The sequence below is a fragment of the Neorhizobium sp. 2083 genome (assembly GCF_031455615.1).
Lineage (GTDB): Bacteria > Pseudomonadota > Alphaproteobacteria > Rhizobiales > Rhizobiaceae > Neorhizobium.
The window spans coordinates 824328-845146 of the sequence record NZ_JAVDTC010000002.1; the positions used below are offsets into that span (position 1 = coordinate 824328).

Sequence of the window (20819 nt, forward strand, 5' to 3'; positions counted from 1 at the left end):
ATGAGGCTCGCTCCGATTTTGGGGCGGGAGCGGAGGAGACGAGGATATGTCGCTGGATGACCTGAAGGAAAAAGGTCGGCGGGCGAAGTCGGAGCGGTTGGTCGCCAGATCCGGCGCGGATGCGAAGCCTACCCTGAAGACCGTTGCCGAACTGACCGGCCTTGCCGTCACAACCGTATCGCGCGCGCTTGCCGATGCGCCGCAGATCGCGCTCGAAACCCGCCAGCGCGTGCGGCAGGTCGCAGCCGACATCGGCTATCTGCCGGACCGGGCGGCGCAGCGGCTGCGCACCGGCCGCACCAATGTCATCAGCCTCGTCCTCGACCCGCATGAGGAAATCCTCGGCTATGCCACCTCGATGATCAACGGCCTTACGGAAGCCCTGCGCGGCACCGCCTATCACCTCGTCATCACACCGCATTTTTCCGATACGCCGCAGATCGAACCGGTGCGCCACATCATGCGCAACCGCATGGCCGACGGCATCGTCTTCACCCGCACCGAACCGGGGGACGAGCGCGTCAAACTTTTGATGGAGAACAACTTTCCGTTCATCTGTCACGGCCGGACCGAGCTTGCGACGGCCCATCCTTACGTCGACTACGACAATTACAGCTTCGCCTATCAGGCCGCGAAAAAACTGATCGCCGCCGGCGCAAGCAAGCTCTCGATCATCCTGCCGCCGGAGCGCTTCACCTTCGCCCACCATCTGAAGCACGGGTTCATGACGGCGGTACGCGAAGAAGGTGTCGGCTTCGAGATCGCCAAGGGCGTGACGCTCGACAGCAAATCGGACGACATCCGCGATTACGTTTTCCGCCGCATGGGCGAGCCGGAGCGCCCGGACGGCTATATCTGCGGCGGCGAGGTCTCGGCACTCGCCGTCATGGCATCCGCCTATGATCATAGCCTGGAACTGGGCAAGGATATCAGGCTGGTGGCGAAACAGACCTCGGGCCTGTTCGACCAGATCCGTCCCCGCGTCGAGACGATCTACGAGGACCTGACCGAAGCGGGCTTCCTCATGGGCAAGCTGCTCCTGAAGCGGATCGGCGGCCCTGCCCCCATCCATGAATTGCAGGCGCTCCAGACGGTCTGACCACCCGGAGCGCCGCCCGCACGGCCCGTCAGGAAGCCATGCGGAAGGGTTTCAGCGCCGCGCGTCTCCTCGCGCGGCGCTGTCCGCAGCTTCTCAATCCTCTTCCTGGAAGACGACCTCACGCTTTGCCTTGACGCTCGGCAGAAAGACGATGACGAGGACGAGGGCCGCGAGGAAGAGAAGGGCCGCGCTGATGGGACGTTGGACGAAGGTCATGGGATCACCGCGCGACAGGATCATCGCCCGCCGCAGGTTTTCTTCGAGAAGCGGGCCGAGCACGAAGCCGAGCAGGAGCGGCGCAGGCTCGCAGCGCAGCTTCACCAGCGCGTAGCCGATGAGGCCGAAGAAGGCGACCGCATAGAGATCGTAGACGTTCGAGTTGACGCTGTAGACCCCGATGGCGCAGAAGGCCATGATGATCGGAAACAGCACGTAATAGGGAATGGTCAGCAGCTTCACCCACAGCCCGATCAGCGGCAGGTTGAGCACGACGAGCATCAGGTTGCCGATCCACATCGAGGCGATGATGCCCCAGAACAGCGCCGGCTGCTCGGTCGCGACGTTCGGGCCGGGTACGATGCCCTGGATGATCATCGCCCCCACCATCAGCGCCATGACCGGATTGGCCGGAATGCCGAGGGTCAGCAGCGGGATGAACGAGGTCTGCGCACCGGCATTGTTGGCCGATTCCGGCCCGGCGACGCCGGCGACGGCCCCATGGCCGAATTCTTCCGGATGTTTGGAGACCTTCTTTTCGATCGTGTAGGACGCAAAGGCCGCAAGGATGGCGCCGCCGCCCGGCAGGATGCCGAGGATCGAGCCGACGACCGTGCCGCGGATGACCGGCCCGATCATTGCCTTGAAGTCTTCCCGGCTCGGCATCAGGCCGCTGACCTTGGCCATCAGCACCGAACGGGTCTTTTCGCTTTCGAGATTGCGCAGGATTTCCGCGATGCCGAACACGCCGACCGCGACCGCCACGAAATTCAGCCCGTCCGCATATTCGCGGATGCCGAGCGTGAAGCGCGGCGTGCCGGTGTAGATGTCGGTGCCGACGAGGCCGAGCAGCAGGCCGAGCGCCACCATGGCAAGCGCCTTGATGATCGAGCCGTGGGCGAGCGCGATCGAGGAGACGAGGCCGACCACCATCAGCGAGAAATATTCGGCGGCGCCGAACTGCAGCGCGATCTTGGTGAGCGGCGGCGCGAAGATCGCCACGAGGAAGGTCGAGACCGTGCCGGCGAAGAAGGAGCCGATCGCGGCGATCGCCAGCGCCGCGCCCGCCTTGCCCTTGCGCGCCATCTGGTAACCGTCGATGGCGGTGACGGCGGAGGAGGATTCGCCCGGCATGTTGATCAGGATCGCCGTGGTCGAACCGCCGTATTGCGCCCCGTAATAGATGCCGGCGAGCATGATCAGCGAGGAGACCGGCTCGAGCTGGAAGGTGATCGGCAAAAGCATGGCGATGGTCGCCGTGGCGCCGATGCCGGGCAGCACGCCGATCAGGGTGCCGAGCAACACGCCGATGAGGCAGAAGAACAGGTTTTCCAGAGACGAGGCAGTCGCGAAGCCGAGCGCGAGGTTATTGAACAGATCCATCGATTAATCCTCAATAACCGAGCCAGGGCCCGAAACGGCGGAACGGAAGGCCGAGGCCATAGCTGAAGACCGCGACCGAGAAGACCGTCAGTACTGCCGACAGGATAAGCGCGGGCAGCGGTTTCATCCGGCTGGAGGCAAAAGCGGCGATCAGAGCGGTGATGAAGATTGCCGGCACGAAGCCGAGACCGCGCACCGTGAGCCCGAAGAAGACCGGCGCCGGCAGGATGAAGAACATGCCGCGCCAGGCAAGCGCTCCGACCGGCGCTCCCTCCAGCCGCATCGACTGGACGAGGATGATCGCGCCGAACAGGATGAGCGCACAGGCGAGGATGAACGGGAAATAACCAGGCCCCATCCTGAGCGCCGTGCCGAGTTCGAGTTCGATCGACTGGTAGGCGAAAAACAGGCCTGTCGCGATCAGCAGCAGCCCGCAGATCAGATTGACGGTGTCGAATTTCAGGGAATTCATGGTGTCTCCGTGAACGGTGGAGATGCTTGGGGGGCTTGCCCCTCATCCGCCTGCCGGCACCTTCTCCCCACTCGCAGGGAGAAGGGATATGCCGCACCGACTTCCCGGATCGCAGAAGATGGGCTTGGCAGGTCCCCTCTCCCCGCGAGCGGGGAGAGGGTTAGGGTGAGGGGCAGCCTCGATCAGAGGGCAGAAGGCGTACGTTGCGTCAGCGAAGCTCAATCCGCGTACTGGCCGGCAGCCTGGATGACCGGCTTCCAGCGGGCGATTTCGCTTTCGAGCTTGGCTTTCAGCGCCGCGGGCGTGACGTCGTTGTCCGGCGACGGCTCGGTGCCGAGTTCGGCGAAGCGGGCAGCGACGCTCGGGCTCTTCAGGGCAGACTTGAGGGCCTTGTTGAGCTTTTCGATCGCATCCTTCGGGGCACCCTTCGGCGTGTAAAGACCGTGCCAGATACCGACTTCCATCTGCGGCAGGCCCGCTTCCTTGACGGTCGGGATGTCCTTGAGGACGTTGAGGCGTGCCGGCGAGGTGACGGCATAGGCCTTCACGGTGCCGCCCTGGATCTGCTTGGTGGTATTGGTGGTCTGGTCGCACATGATATCGACCTGGCCGCCGAGAAGATCGGTCATCGCCGGACCGGTGCCCTTGTAGGGAACGGTGACGAGCGAGGTCTGGATCGAGCTCATGAACAGCATGCCGCACAGATGCGAGGCCGCGCCGATGCCGGCATTGGCGACCGTCACCTTGTCCTTGTTGGCCTTGGCGTATTCGATGAGGCCCTTGAGATCGGTGGCCGGCATGTCCTTGCGGGCGAGAAGCGTCATCGGAACGTCGGTGACGAGGCCGACATAGTCGAAGGCGTTGAGCGTGTCATAGGGCAGCTTGCGGTAGAGCGAGGCGCTGGTCGCCATGCCGATATGGTGCAGGAGAACGGTGTAGCCGTCGGCTTCGGCATTCGCGACGCGGGCAGCGCCGAGCGTACCGCCGGCACCGCCGACGTTTTCGACGATGACCTGCTGGCCGAGATCCTTCGACATGGATTCGGCGACGAGACGCGCGACCGTGTCGGTCGGGCCGCCGGCCGCAAACGGCACGATCATGGTGATCTGGCGCTCGGGATAACCGGCGGCGTTGGCGGAAGCGGAGAAAAGGGAAAGCGCCGCAAGAGCGGTTGCGCCGAGAACGGCGTTCAGGATTTTCATCGGGGCTCCTCCAGGATGAAACTTTGTTCAGCCGGCGCGCAAATTTCCTCCGACGCCAACCTGGGGACCATTTGCGGCAAGACGCGGAACACGCGCAATCGTTGCTAAAGCCCTAAAACACCATTTCCGGAGATATCGCGCCGCAATATGGGTGGATTCGGGAACAATCGACAAAAAGGATGGGTGGATATCCACACATGCCGCCGCAATCAGCCGTCCCTGTCGTCCTGCAGCATATGCTCAGGCCCGAGCAGCTTCTTGTCGAGCCCGTATTTCTGCATCTTCTCGTAGAGCGTCTTGCGGGAAATCCCAAGGGATTCGTAGACCGGCCTGAGCGCTCCGCCATGCGCGGCGATCTCGCCGGCGATGAGATTGCGTTCGAAGGCCGCCACCTTGTCGGCGAGCCTCCCCTGCCCGTCCCTGACCCCGTCCTTCACCACCCCGCCCGTTTCGCCGGGTTTCGGGTCGAGGCCGAGCACCAGCCGGTCGGCGGCGTTTCGCAGTTCGCGGACATTGCCCGGCCAGTCGCGCAGGGCGATCGCCGAGATTACCTCGGCCGGCACGTCCAGGTCTTCGCGGCCGTAGCGGGCAGCCGCCTCCCGCACCAGCTGGAGAAACAGAAGCGGGATATCCGCCCGCCGCTGCATGAGCGACGGCACATGGATGGTCGCGACGTTGAGCCGGTAGAAAAGGTCGGCGCGGAACCGGCCAGCCGCCACTTCCGCTTCCAGATCCACCTTGCTGGTGGCGATGAAACGCACGTCGAGCGGCACGGTCTCGTTGGAGCCGAGCCGGGTGATGACCCGCTCCTGCAGCACGCGCAAAAATTTCGCCTGCAGGTCGACCGGCATCGAGCCGATCTCGTCAAGCAGGATCGTGCCGCCGCGGCCGTGTTCGAACTTGCCGTAGCGCGGCCGCAGCGCGCCGGGAAAGGCGCCGGCTTCGTGGCCGAACAGCTCGCTCTCGATCAGGTTTTCGGGAAGCGCTGCGCAATTGATGGCGATGAACGGCCGGTTGGCGCGCGAGCTGATGTCGTGCAGCGCCCGCGCCACCACTTCCTTGCCGGCGCCGGTTTCGCCGATGATCAGCGTATCGGCGTCGGCCGCGCCGATCGCCCGGATCCGGTAACGGAGATCGACCATCACCTGGGTGCGGCCGGGAAGCCGGGCCTCGACATCGTCGCGCTTGCCGGCGACGGCCCTGAGGCGACGGTTTTCCATCACCAGGCTGCGCCGGTCGAGCGCGCGGCGGATGATGCCGGCGAGATGCTGCGGCGTGAACGGCTTTTCGAGGAAGTCGTAAGCGCCTTCCCGCATGGCCTTGACCGCAAGCTGCACATCGCCATGACCGGTGACCAGGATGACCGGGATTTCCGCATCGAGCTCGCGGATCTTCTGCAGCAACGTCATCCCGTCGGTGCCCGGCATGCGGATATCGCTGACCACGACACCGTCGAAGCCGAAGCCGGTCAGTTCCAGCACGTGGTCGGCATTCGAAAAAGTCTGGACCGACAGGCCGAACAGTTCCAACGCCTGCGCCGTCGAACGGCGCAGTTCCTCCTCGTCGTCGACCAGCAGAACCCGTTGCTCGCTCACTCGGCTGCCTCCAGGACATTGCCGTCGGCGACGTCCAGTTCGATCAGGAAGACCGCGCCGCCTTCCGGGTGATCGGCGACGCTCAGGCTGCCGCCGAAATCCTTGATGATATTGTAGGAGATCGACAATCCCAGGCCGAGGCCCTTGCCGACCCCCTTGGTGGTGAAGAACGGATCGAAGATGCGCTCGTGGATGGCAGCCGCGACGCCCGGCCCGCGGTCGCGCACCGAGACCAGGACCTTGCCGTCCGCCTGGCTGGCGGAGACGGTAATGCGCCGGTCATCGAGGCCTTCGACCGCATCCGCCGCGTTGGTGATGATGTTGACCAGAACCTGCTGGAGGCGCACGGCGCCGGCCCTGACCGGGGGAATGCCGGGATCGAGATCGAGCTCGAGCTCCGCATCCGCCGTCTTCAGGCGCACCGCGACGATCTCCAGCGTGTCGCGCACCACATCGTCCAGCGCAACGGCGCCGAGCTTTTCGTTCGGCTTGCGGGCGAAATTGCGCAGATGCTTGCTGATCGAGGCCATGCGGTCGATCAGCGCCGAAATGCGCCGGACATTGTCGCGCGCATCGTCGGTACGGCCGAGATCGATCAGCACGCCGGTCGTTTCCGCATAGGTCTTGGCGGCGGCGAGCGGCTGGTTGAGTTCGTGCGACAGGGCCGCCGACATCTGGCCGAGGCCGGCGAGCTTGCCGGCCTGGATGAGATCGGCCTGGGTCTGGCGCAGCCGCTGTTCGGTCAGCCGCCGTTCGGCGATCTCCTCCTCGATGCGGCTGTTGACCCGGGCAAGGTCGGCGGTGCGCTCGGCAACCCGGTGTTCCAGCTCGTTGCGGGCCTCCGCCTGCAGCATCAGCCGTTCGTTGAGCCTCGCCCGGCGCTGGAGGACGATGGCGAGCCCGAGGCCGGCAAGGCAGAGCGTCAGCAGCGCCGCAACCGTCGCGGTCTTTGCCTGGGTATGGACCGAACCGGTATCCATCAGCACGTTGACGGTCCAGCCGGCATCCGGCATCGGTTGCGATACGACGAGATATTCCTTCTCGGCTCCGCCGTCGCGGATGGTCATGACGTCACGGCCAGCGAAACTGCCGCGCTTGACCGGCAGTTCCCGCAGTTTTGCATCCGCATAACGCCGCGACGCCTCCGTGCGGGCGATCCGGTCGGGCGTCAGCGGCAGGATACTGGCGTAAAGCCATTCCGGGCTGCCGGTCATGAAGATGATGCCTTCGGGATCCGACACGAAAATCCGGTCGTCGCCGCCGCCCCAGGAGGCTTCGAGGCTGTCGATATCCACCTTGAAGACGATCACGCCGCGGATGGCGCCGCCGATCTCGATCGGCGACCCGAAATAATAGCCGCGCTTCGAAGACGTGGTGCCGAGCGCGTAAAAGCGCGACTGGCGGCCCTCTGCGGCATCCTGGAAATAAGGTCGGTAGATGAAGTTCTCGCCGACGAAGCTGACCGGGCTGTCGTAATTGCTGGCGGCGATCGTCTCGCCATCCATGGTCATCACATAGATGTCGGAGGATTTCAGAAGCGCGTTGATGTCCTTGAGATAGGCGTTGGTCGTCGCCCGCAGCGTCTCGTTCTTCGGATCGAGGATCAGGGCCTCGATATTGCCCTGGTCGGCGATGAGGGCCGGCAGCGCCTCGTAACGCTTCAGATGGCCGTCCAGCGCCGACACGGCCAGACGCAGCGTCGTGCCCGCCTGGATCTCGGCCTCGTCGATGTAACCGCGCGCGGCGATATCGCTGCCCTTGAAGACCAGCGCCACACCGATCGCCGCAAGCAGGGCCAGGGGCAGAAGAAAGCGATATCTGAACAGGCCCGGGTTCCTCCACTTGGCTTAACCGCCTCCCGCGACGGCCAAAAGCGTATTCTAACCGCTGCACTGCCGATTTCCATAAAATCCTTCCGCCCTGTCAAATCAGGGCCCTGGCCGCCTTTCGGCTTTCGGGAGACAAGCAAGCGGGGGCTGGATTCTGCAATCATTCCTCGTATTCTCGTAATAATGCTCCCCTACTGCTTGACTTCGCACCCGATCATGCTTCGATCACAGGCGCACAACGGGGAAAGCCGCAAAGGCGGCGCAAGGGGGTTTTATGGTTTATCTGCTCGCATTGCTGATCGGTATCGTCGCCGGCCTTCGCGCCATGACCGCACCCGCCGCGATCGCCTGGGCCGCCTATCTCGGCTGGCTCAATCTCTCCGGTTCCTGGCTCTCCTTCATGGGCACGATCTGGGCCGTCGGCATATTCACCATCCTTGCCGTCGTCGAGCTCGTCACTGACCAGCTTCCCTCCACGCCGAGCCGCAAGGTGCCGCAACAGTTCGGCGCCCGCCTGATCATGGGTGCGCTCACGGGTGCCGCGATCGGCACGCCCTATGGCGGCTGGATCGTCGGCCTGATTGCCGGCATTATCGGCGCCGCAATCGGCACCTATGGCGGCGCTGCCGTCCGCGCCAAGCTGGCCGCCAGCTTCGGCAAGGATCCTCCGGCCGCCTTCATCGAGGACGCTGTCGCCATCATCGGCGCCTATCTGATCGTTGCGTCCCTACCCGTCGCAGGCGCGGTATGAAAACCTTCGACGCGATCATCATCGGGGCCGGCCAGGCCGGCCCCTCGCTCGCCGGACGCTTCAACGACGCCGGCAAGACCGTTGCGATCATCGAGCGCAAACATGTCGGCGGCACCTGCGTCAACACCGGCTGCAAACCGACCAAGACGCTCGTCGCCAGCGCCTATGCCGCTCATGTCGCCCGCCGTGGCGGGGACTACGGTGTCGTTCTCGACAGCCCGGTGAAGATCGATATGCCGGCCGTCATGCGCCGTTCGCACAAGGTGACGCTCGACTCGCGCCAGGGCAACGAGAGCTGGCTGGAAGGCATGCCGAACTGCACGCTGATCCGCGGCCATGCCCGCTTCGAAGACAGGAACACCATCCGCGTCGGCGACGAAGTCCTGACCGCGCCGCAGATCTTCCTCAATGTCGGCGGCCGCGCCGCGATCCCGGATTTCCCCGGCATCGACGATGTGCCCTACATGACCAACAGCGATATCGTTTTGCTCGACCGGGTGCCGAAACACCTGGTCATCGTCGGCGGCAGCTATATCGGCCTGGAATTCGCGCAGATCTACCGCCGTTTCGGTGCCGAAGTGACCGTCGTCGAAAAAGGGCCGCGCCTTGTCGGCCGCGAGGACGAGGAAATCTCGCAGGCAATCCGCGAAATCCTCGAAGCCGAAGGCATCCATGTCCGCACCGGCGCCGAATGCATCCGTTTCCGCAAGCATGAAGACGGTGTCGCGGTCGGTGTCGACTGCACGCAGGGCGCGCCGGAAGTGATCGGCTCCGACGTGCTGCTCGCGGTCGGCCGCCGTCCGAACACCGACGATCTCGGCCTCGACAAGGCCGGCGTCGAGCTGGACGCGCGTGGCTACATCAAGGTCGGCGACGACCTCTCCACCAATGTCGCCGGCATCTGGGCGATGGGCGACTGCAATGGCCGGGGCGCCTTCACCCACACCGCCTATAACGACTTCGAGATCATCGCCGCCAACCTCTTCGACGGCGAGAACCGCAAGGTCTCCGACCGAAAGGTCGGTTATGCGCTCTACATCGACCCGCCGCTCGGCCGCATCGGCATGACCGAGGCGGAGGCCCTTAAATCCGGCCGCAAGGTCCTGGTCGGCCGTCAGTCCATGGCAAGGGTCGGGCGCGCCGTCGAAAAGGGCGAAACGCAGGGCCTGATGAAGTTCGTGGCCGATGCGGACACGCACGAAATCCTCGGCGCCGCCATCCTCGGCACCGGCGGCGATGAATCGATCCACGGCGTGCTCGACATGATGAATGCCGGCGCCACCTACGATACGCTGCGCTGGGCGGTGCCGATCCATCCGACGGTCTCGGAGTTCTGGCCGACGGTTGTCCTTGGCATGAAGCCGGTTTGACCGGGAAGCGGCCGATCTGAGCCTCTTTTGGACACGATTACAATTTTATCGATCCTCTAAGCGGGCCGGCAAGCATTTCCGTCTATGACGATCGGCATCAGTGTCCCTGTTCATGATGGAAACAGATGTGCGGTTTTGCGGGCTTCGTCGGTGAGGCATATGGCTCCGGAAATCCGGAGGCGCTGCTGTCGTCCATGGCACAGGCGATCGCCCATCGCGGGCCGGACGGACAAGGCATTTTCGCCGCCCCCGGCCTGGGTCTTGCGCATGTCCGCCTGTCGATCGTAGGGCTCGCCGACGGCCAGCAGCCGATGACGGATGCCGAAAACCGCTTCACCATCGTCTTCAACGGCGAGATCTTCAACTATGTCGAACTGCGCGACGAACTGAAGGCGCGCGGCATCGTCTTTCGCACCGGCAGCGATACGGAAGTCCTGCTGCAGCTCTACGCGACCTATGGCGAAGCCTGCCTGTCTCGCCTCAACGGCGACTATGCCTTCGCGATCTGGGATCACCGCGAGCGCCGGCTGATGCTCGCCCGCGACCGGATGGGGGTCAGGCCGCTCTTTTATGCCGAGAACAAGGGTTCGCTCTATTTCGCCTCCGAGATCAAGGCGCTTCTGCAAGTGCCGGGCATCGAGGCCGAACTCGATCCGGTCGCGCTCGACCAGATTTTTACCCTCTGGGCGCCGATCCCGCCGCGCACCGCCTTCAAGGGCGTTTTCGAACTCGAACCCGGCCATCTGATGATCGCCCAGAACGGCCGCACCGAAACCCGGCCCTATTGGGTGCTCGATTTCCCGGATGCGGGCGATCATGCCATAGCCGATCAGTCGGTCAGGGAAGAGGAATTGCGGGCGCTGCTGACCGATGCGACGCGGCTGCGCATGCGCGCCGACGTGCCGGTGGGCGCCTATCTTTCCGGCGGGCTCGACTCCTCGCTGATATCAGCGCTTGCCGCACCGATGGCGCCGAACGGCCTCAACACGTTCTCGGTCACCTTCGACGATGCCGAACACGACGAAAGCGCCTTCCAGCGACAGGTGGCGGAAGCGCTTGGTACCCGTCACCGCGCCGTCGCGAGCGGTTCCGCCGATATCGCCGCGAGTTTTCCGGATGTGATCCGCTTCACGGAACGGCCCGTCCTGCGCACCGCCCCTGCCCCGCTCTACCGCCTCTCCGGCCTCGTCCGCGATGCCGGCATGAAGGTGGTGCTGACCGGGGAAGGCGCCGACGAGATATTCGCCGGCTACGACATCTTTCGCGAGGCCCGTGTCCGCCGTTTCTGTGCCCGCCAGCCCGGATCGAAAATGCGGCCGCATCTTTTTCGCAAGCTCTATCCCTATCTGCCGGGGTTGAAGCAGCAGTCTTCCGAATATCTCGCAGCCTTCTTCGGTGCCGGAAACGATATGGCGGACGATCCGCTCTTCTCCCACCGCCCGCGCTTCCGCTCCACCGCGGCGGCCAAGATCTTCTACTCCGACGATCTCCGCGCCACGCTCGGCGGCTATGACGCGGCCGAGGAACTTGCCTCCCGCCTGCCGGAAAATTTCCGCCGCTGGCATCCGCTGCACCAGGCGCAATATCTCGAAAGCCGCTTCCTGTTGCCCGGTTACATCCTGTCGAGCCAGGGCGACCGCATGGCGATGGCCCACGGGATCGAAGGCCGTTTCCCGTTCCTCGATCACCGGCTGGTCGAGTTCGCCGGCCGGCTCACTCCCGGCATGAAGCTCAAGGGCCTCGAGGAAAAGCACATCCTGCGCCGGGTCGCCAGCGATCTGCTGCCCGACATCATCAGCAAGCGCCCGAAACAACCCTATCGCGCCCCGGACAGCCGCTCGTTCGCCGGCAACAACGAACAGGCCTATGTCGGCGAGATGCTGGGCGAACAGGCAATCGCCGCCTCGGGCCTCTTCAATCCGAGGGCCGTCGCGAAACTGCATCAGAAATGCCGGACGCAGCCCGTCTCCGGGTTCCGCGACAACGCGGCCTTCGTCGGCATATTGTCCACCCAGCTCTGGCTGAAGGGTTTTTCCCGATCCGCCGCAGACAACACGCAGACCATTCGCAAGGTCGCGTATTAGCCATTGAAAATCTTCAATTAACCTAAAATTCACGACAATTCGGCATGATCGCCGGAGTGTGTCCAATTGTAGGTTCTTTCGCTGTGGCGGAAGGGCGGAGGTAGTCCATGTACGAGCCGAAGGAGCCACATACTCGGCGGTCGGCATCGGCCCGGGCGTTGCGCTCTCGCAGCGAATACCAGAATTCCCTCCTCGACCATCCGATCCAAGACGAACAGGAGCCGGAAGAACGGCCCCCGGTGCGCCAGTATCCTCGTCCTTCTTCGCTACCTGACTATCGGTCCCGTTCGGACTATCATCGTCGCCCGCCCGCCTATGAACGGGAAGATGACGACCGGATGCGATATGACGACATTCCGTTTGAAAAACGGCTCGAGGCACAGCTTCACAGCCTGACGGATATTCATTTCACCGATATCATCCGCTGGCTGCGCAAGGGCTTTCTGCGGATCATAGCCGCCGCGATCCTCGGTGCCGTGCTGGCGCTGCTCTACGCGGCCGTTGCCTCGCCGCGCTATACGGTCAGCACCGAGATCATCATCGATCCGTCCAACCTGAACCTCGTTTCCGACGACGTCTTTTCCGCCAATCCGCAGCGCGATTCCCAGCTTCTGGAAGTCGAGAGCAAGCTGCGGGTCCTCACGTCGCGCAACGTGCTGAACAAGGTCATCAACGATCTCAACCTGACGCAGGACCCCGAATTCAACCGCCCCGGACGGCTCGACGGTCTGCGCCGCCTGTTCTCCTCGCCGTCCATCCCCGAGGACAGGCAGCTGAGCGTGCTGCGCCAGCTCGAAAAGCAGATCACCGCGACGCGCAACGACGGCTCGTTCGTCGTCGTCCTCTCCGTCTGGACCGGAGACGCGGACAAATCGATCAAGCTGTCGAACGCGATCGTTTCGGCCTTCGAAGGCGAGCTGTTCAAGTCCTCGTCGGAGAGCGCCGGCCAGCTTGCGGTCGGCCTCAACAGCCGGCTCGACGAACTGCGCCGATCGGTGACCGAGGCGGAGGAAAAGGTCGAGCAGTTCAAGCGCCAGAACGACCTGCAGTCGACCGCCGGCGAGCTCACCAGCACCCGCATTTCCGGCGCGCTCGACACCCAGGTCCTCGACGCCCAGCAGCGGCTGATCCAGGCCGATACCCGCTACAAGCAGCTGCAATCGGCCTATGCCGACCGGCGGGTTGCCAATTCGGCCGTGTTCGATTCCGCCACCATGATCACCCTGCGCGCCAGCTACAGCGCCCTGCAGCAGCAGATCAGTTCGATGACGCTGGTCTACGGCAACCGACACCCGCGGCTGGTCGCGCTGCAGTCGGAACTGGCATCCGTCGACCGGGCGATCTCGGAGGAAGCCGCCCGTCTTCTCCAGTCCGCCAAGACCGATGTCGATCAGGCAAACAGCGCGCTCCAGGAACTGCGCCGCAAGTCCGATGCCTCGCGCTCGACGGTGTTTACCGAAAACGATGCGCAGGTGCGCCTGCGCGAACTGGAGCGCGATGCCCGCTCCAAGGCAGCGGTCTATGAAACCTATCTGTCACGCACGCGCCAGATCAGCGAGCGGCAGCAGATCGATACCAGCAATGTCCGGGTGATCTCGCCTCCGGTGCCGCCGCAATCGAAAAGCTGGCCGCCAAGCTCGGTGCTGCTGATGATCGGCGGCGCTTTTGCCGGCGCCATTTTCGGCGTGCTGATGGCGCTGACGTTTGGGCTGTTCGGCCATATGCGCGAAGCCGGCCGGGAACTCGCCTGACCCTATTTCTTCGGAACCAGCGCCTCGTGCAATTCCGGCAGCCATGACTTGGTGGCAGGGTCCCAGGGGCCGAACTCGTGGGACGCGAAATCCCAGTAAGCCCAGCTCAGCCCGCGTTTCTCGATTTCCTCCCGCATGATCCGGGTATAGGTCACCCGGTCGGGATAATAGGCGAGCGAGTTGGAGCCGAATTCCCCGACAAAGATCGGCCGGTCGTTCTTCTTTCCCCATTCGACCGCCATGTCGAGCGGCGTCCTGATCTCCTCGATCTGCGCCGTTTCGCAGCACGAGGTGCCGAGCCAGGGCTTGGATCCCTCGATCCAGCTGGCGCCCTGCATCGTGAACTTGAAGGGTGCGTAATTGTGGATGGTGACGATCAGCCGGCGGTCGCCGGGCGGGATCGCCAGCTTCTCGAGCCCCCAGGCCGTCGCCCAGTTCGCAGCATCGACGATGAGGAAACGGTGGGGATTTGTCTTGCGGATCACCGCAAGCGCCTTGGCGAGCAGCTCGTTCCAGACGTCCTCCGTCTTGCCGTGCGGTTCGTTGTAGATCTCGAACAGCACCTTGTCGTTGGGAAGGCTCTGGTAGCGCTGGGCGAGCTGTTCCCAGATCGCCAGGAAACGCTCACGGCTCTTCTCCACGCCGATCGCGACCTCCTCAGCCTCGAGCGGATCGCCATCCATCTCGTGGTAGTGATGAAAATCAACGATGATGTTGAGCCCGCGCGAGAGCGCGTTGTTGATTGCAAAATCGACGCGCTTCATGAAGGCCGCGTCAAGCGTATAGGGCGCCGAGAGGGCCGCATGGCTGCTGAAACGGACCGGCAGCCGGATGGTCTGAAATCCGCCCTCCCTGACCGCCGCAAACAGTTCTGCGGAAAGCTTTCCTCCCCAGGCGCCTTCGCTCGGCGCTTCCAGCGTCCCTCCGAAATTGACCCCTCGCCCCAGCGCCCTGGCCTGGTCCGCCGCCGTCAGCCCGGCGATTTCGGGCGCACGGGTTTCCGAAAACGGTTTCAACGTGAAATTCTGCGCCCGCGCACTTACGATCGCCAACGCCATCAGCATGAGAGATCCCGCAAGCAGCGCCAATATCCTCAGCATCCGAAACTCTCCATTCCTGCCCGAAACGCGCCGCAGGATAACGTCATGGAAGGAAAAATCCGGTTCGGCGGGAAAAGGTCAAGCAAACCGCCGAAGTTTATCCGGTTATGATGAACGCGCGGGATATCGCGCGACCGCACTTTCGCTTTACCGGTTTGCCGAACCGGGCTGCAGCCGCCCTGGACGCCGTCGAAGCGGGCTGCTGTGCGGATATGGATGCTGGCGGGATTCGGCGGTTTCTGTTACGATTCGCCCGCAGAAGGACGCGGCGGCGAGCGGATGACGAGAGACACGGACGAAGTTGCGTCTTCTGGGAATTTCGGCACCAAGCTGCTGTTTTGCTGCGTCGGGTGCTTTTACTGGATCACCCTGACACCCTTCGTTGATACGAGCGTCAATCCGGCCCTGGCCAAACCGGCTCTCTGGAGCCAGCTGCTTGCCTATATGCTGTTCCTGATCGTGGTCGTCTATGCGATCACACCGAGGGTGCGCAGCGTCATCTTCCAGCCCCGTCTGCTGCTGGCGGTCGTGTTCGGATGGCTGTTTCTGACTGCGGCGCTTTCCGTCGATCCGCTCGGCGCCGTCAGGCGCGTATTGATTGCACTGACCGTCTGCATCAGTGCCAGCGCATTCCTGATGCTGCCGAAGGGCGAAAGCCAGTTCGCGCGGCTGGCCGGCGGCGGTGTGATCCTGATCGTCGGGCTATGTTATTTCGGCGTGCTCTTTCTCCCCAGGCTCGCCGTGCATCAGCTCACCGATTTTCTCGAGCCGCAGCATGCCGGTCGCTGGAAGGGAATTTACGTCCAGAAGAACGAAACCGGCGTCGTCATGGCGCTTTCCTGCTTCGTCGGCATCTACCTGATGTCCGCCTGGTCGCGGGTCGCCGGCCTGCTCCTGATCCTGGCAAGCTGCTTTTTTCTGCTGAGGACCGGCGCCAAGACCTCGACCGCCATGCTGCCGGGCATCTTCCTCCTCAGTATTTTCTTCGAGCGCTGGCGCTGGATCCGCATTCCCGTCGTCTTCGGCGGCGTCGGCCTGCTCAACCTGGCGACGGTCGGCGTATCGACCATTGCGCCGCTCCGGGAGATCGTCGCCGCCACCGGGATCGACACCACCTATACGGCGCGCGCCGATATCTGGCGGCTGGCGCTCGACGCTATTGCGCAGCATCCGATCACCGGTTATGGCTTCGGCTCTTTCTGGGGTGCGGAAAGCCTCGTCAACAGCGACATGCGCACCCTGAACTGGGCCGTGCGCGCGGTGGACGCCCACAATGCCTATGTCGATGCCGCCATGAACGCCGGCATCCCGGGATTGATATTGATGGTGATATGGGTCTTGGCTACTCCCCTTAAAAACCTGTCGGCAATCGACGCCGCAGAGAATTTCACCCCCCTCACCAGGCTTTTCCTGAGGATCTGGCTTTTTTCGATCTTCCTTGCCTGCCTCGAAAGCATCTTCCTCGCACGGTCGGGACCGATCTGGTTCACGATGATGGTCGCCATGTTCGGCCTTGGCTACCAGGCACGCTACCGCATCCGAGCCTCCAGGAAGGCAGAGCCCGCCTATGGACCAGCATACGCCTGACATGTCCGAACAAGCACCCGCAAATCCGCGGCGAACCTCCGTCTTCGGCATCGAGTTCTCCACCTGGGATGCGGGCAGGATCGTCGATGCGATCGTCACCGAACCGGTGCCGGCGGGAGAAGGCCTGCGGCTGCTGGTGACCGCCAACCTCGATCACATCGTCCAGCTGAGCAGGAACCCCGCCTTCAAGGCCGCCTATGACAAGGCGTGGCTGACCACCGTCGATGGAGCCCCCGTCCTCCTCTATGCGTGGCTGCGCGGGCTTGCGGTCCCCGGCCGTATCACCGGGGCAGACCTGTTTCCCGAAATCATCGGACGCCTGAAGCCGGGCATTCACCGGCCCCTGCTTTTGTGCTCGAGCGAAACCACTGCCGCGGTCCTCGACGAAAAACTGCGCGCACTCGGCTTTTCCGAACATATCATCGTCACGGCGCCGCCGGCTTTCGAGAAGAACGAGGCATTTGGCCGGGAACTGGTGTCCAGGCTTCGGGAAAACCGCGCGACCCATATTTTCTTCGGCATCGGCGCCCCGAAATCCGAGATCTGGATGGACCGGCATCGGGCCGAGCTTCCCGATTGCTACGGCTTCGGTTTTGGCGCCGGGCTCGATTTCTATGCCGGCGTCAAATCGCGGGCTCCGGTCTTCCTGCGAAAGGCGGGCCTCGAATTCCTCTGGCGCGTGGCGACGGAACCGCGCCGCCTGGCAAAGCGCTATTTCGTCACGTCCTGGGCCTTCCTCTGGGCGGTCTACAAGGACCTGAAGTCCGACCGCAGCTAGGCGACAAGTTTCTTAGGCGACGCCGATCCGCTTCAGCGTATCGATCACCGTCTCGACCTTGATGCCGCGCCGGCGGACCTTGTCGACCACTTCCGAGAAGAATGCCGGCGAACAGCCGATATTCGTCGGATCCTTGCGCACGTCATGAGTATAGAAGATCAGCCAGCCGCGCCGCCGCTCGGCATCGTCGAGCATCCTGTCGATCGACGCGGACGTGTTGCTGCAATCGTAGAGTTCCTGCGCCTTGAGATGGGCAAGATCGATAAGGCCGGAATTGGTGCCGACCTTGATGCCGCGCAGGCCCGGATAATGGTTCATCAGCGCCAGCTTGGACGGGACCGAGATCATCCCGAAAGGATAGGCGAAGGAAACCGGCTTCCGGAAACCGACGATCCGGGCGATTTCCTCGTCGTTGCGCCTGACATCGGCCATCAGGTCGGGACGGGGTGTTTTCTGGACGTTGATATGGCCATGCGTGTGGCCCCCAATCTCGTGGCCCTTTGCCGAAAGTGCCGCGACCATCTCCTCGTCGACGATCAGCTGGCCGTTTTCGACCCGCTTCATCAGCCCGCTCGCCAGATAGAAAGTTCCAAGCATGCCCGCGTCCTCAAGAGCAGGCGCAGCATTTTCGAAAACCGAGACAGGAAAATCATCGAAGGTGAAAGCAACGACAGGCGCGTCCAGCTTCAACAGATGCGGGCGAAAATAGACATGCCGGCCGATCTTGCGGGACACGCCCGCCAGTATCTCGGAACCGGACATTTCCCAGAGCTTCGTCTTCCCCATCTACCCCCACCCACTCAGATCAAGACTTCCAGACTTCGGCACCATAATGTCAAATACTTACGGTTGTCTCAACCCTCGGCTCCGACGGCTCCGCTTTTCCCGCTATTCCGGCAGCCTGCAAAAGCTGGATGAACCGCTCCGCCGATCTCTCCACGCTGAACTCGCCCGCGCGGGCCTGAAGGATGGCGCCGTCGGTTGGCTGGTCGAGGGTTGCGGCCATCGCCCCGGCCAACGCGGTCGCGTCGCCGACCGTAACCAGCCGTCCCAGCCTGCCGTCCTCAAGGATTTCGCGCGGGCCGTAGGGCGCGTCGGTCGCAACCACGGGCACGCCGCAGGCCATCGCTTCGATCAGCGCATTCCCCAGCCCCTCGTGCGAGGATGACGACACGAAAAGCGAAGCCTGCGACACGACCGACAGCGGGTCGGGATTGTGCCCGGTCAGGCTGACATCCCCCGACAGGCCTTTGGCTTCGATCAAGGCCTCCAGGTTGCCGCGCTCGTCGCCTTCTCCGACGATCGTCAGCCGCGCAGGACGCGTCTGACGGAGCTGCGCGAACGCCTCGATCAGCGTCGCATATCCCTTTTCCGGAGAAAGCCTGCCGACCGAAACGATGAGGCCGGGCTGCGGCGCATGGCCGAGCTGCCCGATCCTCTGCCGCATCTGCGGCGTGAGGACGGCATTGGTTCCGAGATTGGCGACCTTCTCCGCCGGGACCCCGAAACGGGAAACGAGGTCGTTTCGTGCGCCGGCCGTCAGCGTCAGGACGAGATCGGCGCGCGGATAGGCAAAACGGATCAGCCTGTAGGCCAGCCGGTTCTGCCAATAGGGATCTCCCGTCTGCGCCTGAAGCGGGCTTGCAACCTCGCGCAGGACGATCGACGGCCGCGTTTCCCGTGCCAGCCCCCGGGAGGCGAGCACCACAAGGACATTCGCCGCCGCCTCCGAAGACACCAGCGCCTTGGGGCGTCCGGTCGCCAGCAGGCGTCTCAGCGCGGCGGGAGCAAAGGCAAGGCGCAGCTTGCGGCCATGGCCGAGATCGACGACGGGCACGTCGGCGCGGATCAGGGAACGCAGGGGGCCGGAACTCTGGAGCGTGACGATGGCACTCGGAAATCCCTGGGCCTGCAATTCGTTTGCCAGGAGAATGGCGTCGCGCTGCGCCCCTCCGCCGTCGAAACCGCGGACGAGAAAGCAGATCCGCGCTCCGACCGGATCAACAATCCGAGAGCTATTCATAATCATCACATGCCCTATGATTATTGCGTTTTTTCCTGATAAGGAATGCCCTACATCACCTCCGGCAACGATCCGGCTACCCTAGAGGGTTAGCGGTTAATTCTGACCAAATGCATATCATTGGGCGACGAAATTGAGCGATAGACATGCCTCGGTGTATTTGGCCTCCCGCGCGACCTCGGCCATCATCAATCTCGTATCGGTTTCCATCTTCACCCGCATGACCAGCCCCGAGGTCTACGGCCAGTACATCGTCGGCTTCTCCATATGCATGATGGTCTACAGTCTCGGCGTCCAGTGGATCGTATTCGCGCATTTCGGGCGGTATGACCCGAAGGAGGCCGATCGGCTCGCAGGCGCCCTGCTGCTGGTCTCAGGGGTCGTCATGCTGCCGGCGGTCGCCGCCATCTACCTCTTCTACCTCATGGGAACTTTGCCTGCCGGGGTTGCGGTCAGCAGCAGCCTGCTGGTGATCTGCTTCACCCTGTATTTCGTTGCCGTCGAGATCAGCCGCGCCCATCTTCTTGTCCGGCTGGTCGCGATAGCAACCATCGCCCGCAGCGTCTTTTCCCTGCTGTTCGGCTTCATCGCCGTGCTGGAATTCGACACGCCCGGCGCGTTGCTGATGGGCGTCGGCCTGGGTTATGCCCTGGGCTCGGTGCCGGTTTTCCGGCATTTCAGGCGCACCATATGGGCCTCCGGCTTTGTCTGGCCACGGGGCAGCGACGTGCGGCGGATGTGGCGTTACGGCTGGCCGCTGGCGATCGCCTTCGGCGCCTCCGCAGCCGCCATGAACATCGACCGTCTGCTCTTGGCGGGTCTCTATAACACCAGCACGGTCGCCCCTTACGGGACGGTGCTGGATCTCATGAAGCAGACCTTCCTGGTCCTGGCCGAGGCAATCAGCGCCGGATATATTTCAAGCGCCAAGAACCTCCATACGGAGGGAAACCGGGCCGAAACACGCAATACGCTCAAGCGCGCCTTCATTACCCAATCCTATATCGTCATTTTCGGCACGGTGTCGTTCATCCTGCTCGGGGACGTGGTCTTTGCCGTCCTGCTGGCCCCGAGCTACCTGCCGGTCGTCACGCAGATCATGCCGATCCTTTTGGTCGCCAACGCCTTTCTCGTGATGCGTTCCCACTATTTCGGCCAGGTGATCTATTTCAGCGGGACGACGAACCTCGAACTGGTCGCTTCCGTGGTGATGCTGGCGGTCACCGGCACGCTGAGCTACCTGCTGATCCCGCCATACGCCGCCATGGGCGCCGCCATCGCCTTCACGCTCGGACAGGCGGCGGCACTGCTGATCTGCCTGGTCTACGCGTCGGGAAACCTGCGCATGCCGCTCGACATGCCGCGGGGCGCCCTGCTGCTCGCACTCGGAATAGCTCTGGTCGCGATCGGCAAGGGGGCCGAGATCCTGGCGGGAGAGCCGATTGCGAGTGCCATCAATTTCGTCCTGATCGGCATCGCCAGCGCCTATATCGCGCTGCGCTGGAACCTGTTCGATGCCCGCTCGCTGCTTCTGCGGCTCTATCACAGGCGATAGCTCATCCCTGTGGGCGTGGTGTCC

16 protein-coding genes are annotated in these 20819 nt (G+C 63.4%); 8 read left to right on the forward strand and 8 right to left on the reverse strand.

Annotated features, from left to right (window positions below; genetic code table 11):
* Window positions 1-46: 46 nt before the first annotated feature.
* Window positions 47-1099 (forward strand): LacI family transcriptional regulator, encoded by a 1053-nt coding sequence (locus tag J2X76_RS12235; RefSeq protein WP_310216288.1) that lies wholly within the window; start codon window positions 47-49, stop codon window positions 1097-1099.
* A gap of 93 nt (window positions 1100-1192) precedes the next feature.
* On the opposite strand, the gene J2X76_RS12240 is transcribed toward J2X76_RS12235, so the two are convergent.
* The 5 genes from J2X76_RS12240 to J2X76_RS12260 all read right to left on the reverse strand — a co-directional run bounded on the left by J2X76_RS12240 (window position 1193) and on the right by J2X76_RS12260 (window position 7793).
* The gene (locus J2X76_RS12240) at window positions 1193-2698 is read right to left on the reverse strand and encodes a tripartite tricarboxylate transporter permease (protein WP_113127907.1); all 1506 of its coding nucleotides are present in this window, start codon (window positions 2696-2698) and stop codon (window positions 1193-1195) included.
* A gap of 10 nt (window positions 2699-2708) precedes the next feature.
* The gene (locus J2X76_RS12245) at window positions 2709-3170 is read right to left on the reverse strand and encodes a tripartite tricarboxylate transporter TctB family protein (RefSeq protein WP_113127908.1); all 462 of its coding nucleotides are present in this window, start codon (window positions 3168-3170) and stop codon (window positions 2709-2711) included.
* A 218-nt stretch (window positions 3171-3388) separates the two neighbouring features.
* On the reverse strand, window positions 3389-4372 hold the full coding sequence (locus J2X76_RS12250; RefSeq protein WP_113127909.1) for a tripartite tricarboxylate transporter substrate-binding protein: 984 nt from the start codon (window positions 4370-4372) through the stop codon (window positions 3389-3391).
* A 209-nt stretch (window positions 4373-4581) separates the two neighbouring features.
* Window positions 4582-5967 (reverse strand): sigma-54 dependent transcriptional regulator, encoded by a 1386-nt coding sequence (locus tag J2X76_RS12255; RefSeq protein WP_113127910.1) that lies wholly within the window; start codon window positions 5965-5967, stop codon window positions 4582-4584.
* Complete coding sequence (locus J2X76_RS12260; protein WP_405030024.1) at window positions 5964-7793, reverse strand: ATP-binding protein; 1830 nt, start codon at window positions 7791-7793, stop codon at window positions 5964-5966. Before J2X76_RS12260 ends, J2X76_RS12255 begins: the two co-directional genes overlap by 4 nt.
* Window positions 7794-8070: 277 nt before the next feature.
* Here J2X76_RS12260 and J2X76_RS12265 point away from each other — a divergent pair, with 277 nt between their 5' ends.
* From J2X76_RS12265 to J2X76_RS12280, 4 genes are all read left to right on the forward strand, one after another.
* Entirely contained in the window at window positions 8071-8547 is a 477-nt protein-coding gene (locus J2X76_RS12265) for a DUF4126 family protein (RefSeq protein ID WP_310216295.1), read from the forward strand.
* Window positions 8544-9917: an FAD-containing oxidoreductase gene (locus J2X76_RS12270; RefSeq protein ID WP_310216299.1), complete on the forward strand. Its 1374-nt coding sequence runs from the start codon at window positions 8544-8546 to the stop codon at window positions 9915-9917. The genes J2X76_RS12265 and J2X76_RS12270 overlap by 4 nt, the downstream gene beginning before the upstream one ends.
* A gap of 125 nt (window positions 9918-10042) precedes the next feature.
* A complete protein-coding gene (gene asnB, locus J2X76_RS12275; protein WP_310216302.1) occupies window positions 10043-12001 on the forward strand; it encodes an asparagine synthase (glutamine-hydrolyzing) in 1959 nt (652 codons plus the stop codon).
* Window positions 12002-12108: 107 nt separating this feature from the next.
* The gene (locus J2X76_RS12280; protein ID WP_310216305.1) at window positions 12109-13752 is read left to right on the forward strand and encodes a GumC family protein; all 1644 of its coding nucleotides are present in this window, start codon (window positions 12109-12111) and stop codon (window positions 13750-13752) included.
* A 2-nt stretch (window positions 13753-13754) separates the two neighbouring features.
* Here J2X76_RS12280 and J2X76_RS12285 read toward each other — a convergent pair whose 3' ends face one another.
* Complete coding sequence (locus J2X76_RS12285) at window positions 13755-14852, reverse strand: glycoside hydrolase family 5 protein (protein ID WP_310216309.1); 1098 nt, start codon at window positions 14850-14852, stop codon at window positions 13755-13757.
* Between the two features lie 279 nt (window positions 14853-15131).
* On the opposite strand from J2X76_RS12285, the gene J2X76_RS12290 reads away from it, so the two are divergent.
* Together J2X76_RS12290 and J2X76_RS12295 are read left to right on the forward strand one after the other, a co-directional pair.
* Complete coding sequence (locus tag J2X76_RS12290) at window positions 15132-16439, forward strand: O-antigen ligase (protein WP_310216311.1); 1308 nt, start codon at window positions 15132-15134, stop codon at window positions 16437-16439.
* A 1-nt stretch (window position 16440) separates the two neighbouring features.
* Window positions 16441-17217, forward strand: coding sequence for a WecB/TagA/CpsF family glycosyltransferase (locus J2X76_RS12295; protein ID WP_310216312.1), 777 nt, complete (start codon window positions 16441-16443; stop codon window positions 17215-17217).
* Window positions 17218-17229: 12 nt separating this feature from the next.
* On the opposite strand, the gene J2X76_RS12300 is transcribed toward J2X76_RS12295, so the two are convergent.
* Both J2X76_RS12300 and J2X76_RS12305 read right to left on the reverse strand, forming a co-directional pair.
* On the reverse strand, window positions 17230-18003 hold the full coding sequence (locus tag J2X76_RS12300; protein WP_113127919.1) for a polysaccharide deacetylase family protein: 774 nt from the start codon (window positions 18001-18003) through the stop codon (window positions 17230-17232).
* 49 nt (window positions 18004-18052) lie between these two features.
* On the reverse strand, window positions 18053-19240 hold the full coding sequence (locus J2X76_RS12305) for a glycosyltransferase (protein WP_310216315.1): 1188 nt from the start codon (window positions 19238-19240) through the stop codon (window positions 18053-18055).
* Window positions 19241-19373: 133 nt separating this feature from the next.
* Here J2X76_RS12305 and J2X76_RS12310 point away from each other — a divergent pair, with 133 nt between their 5' ends.
* Window positions 19374-20795: an oligosaccharide flippase family protein gene (locus J2X76_RS12310; RefSeq protein ID WP_310216318.1), complete on the forward strand. Its 1422-nt coding sequence runs from the start codon at window positions 19374-19376 to the stop codon at window positions 20793-20795.
* Window positions 20796-20819 lie beyond the last annotated feature (24 nt).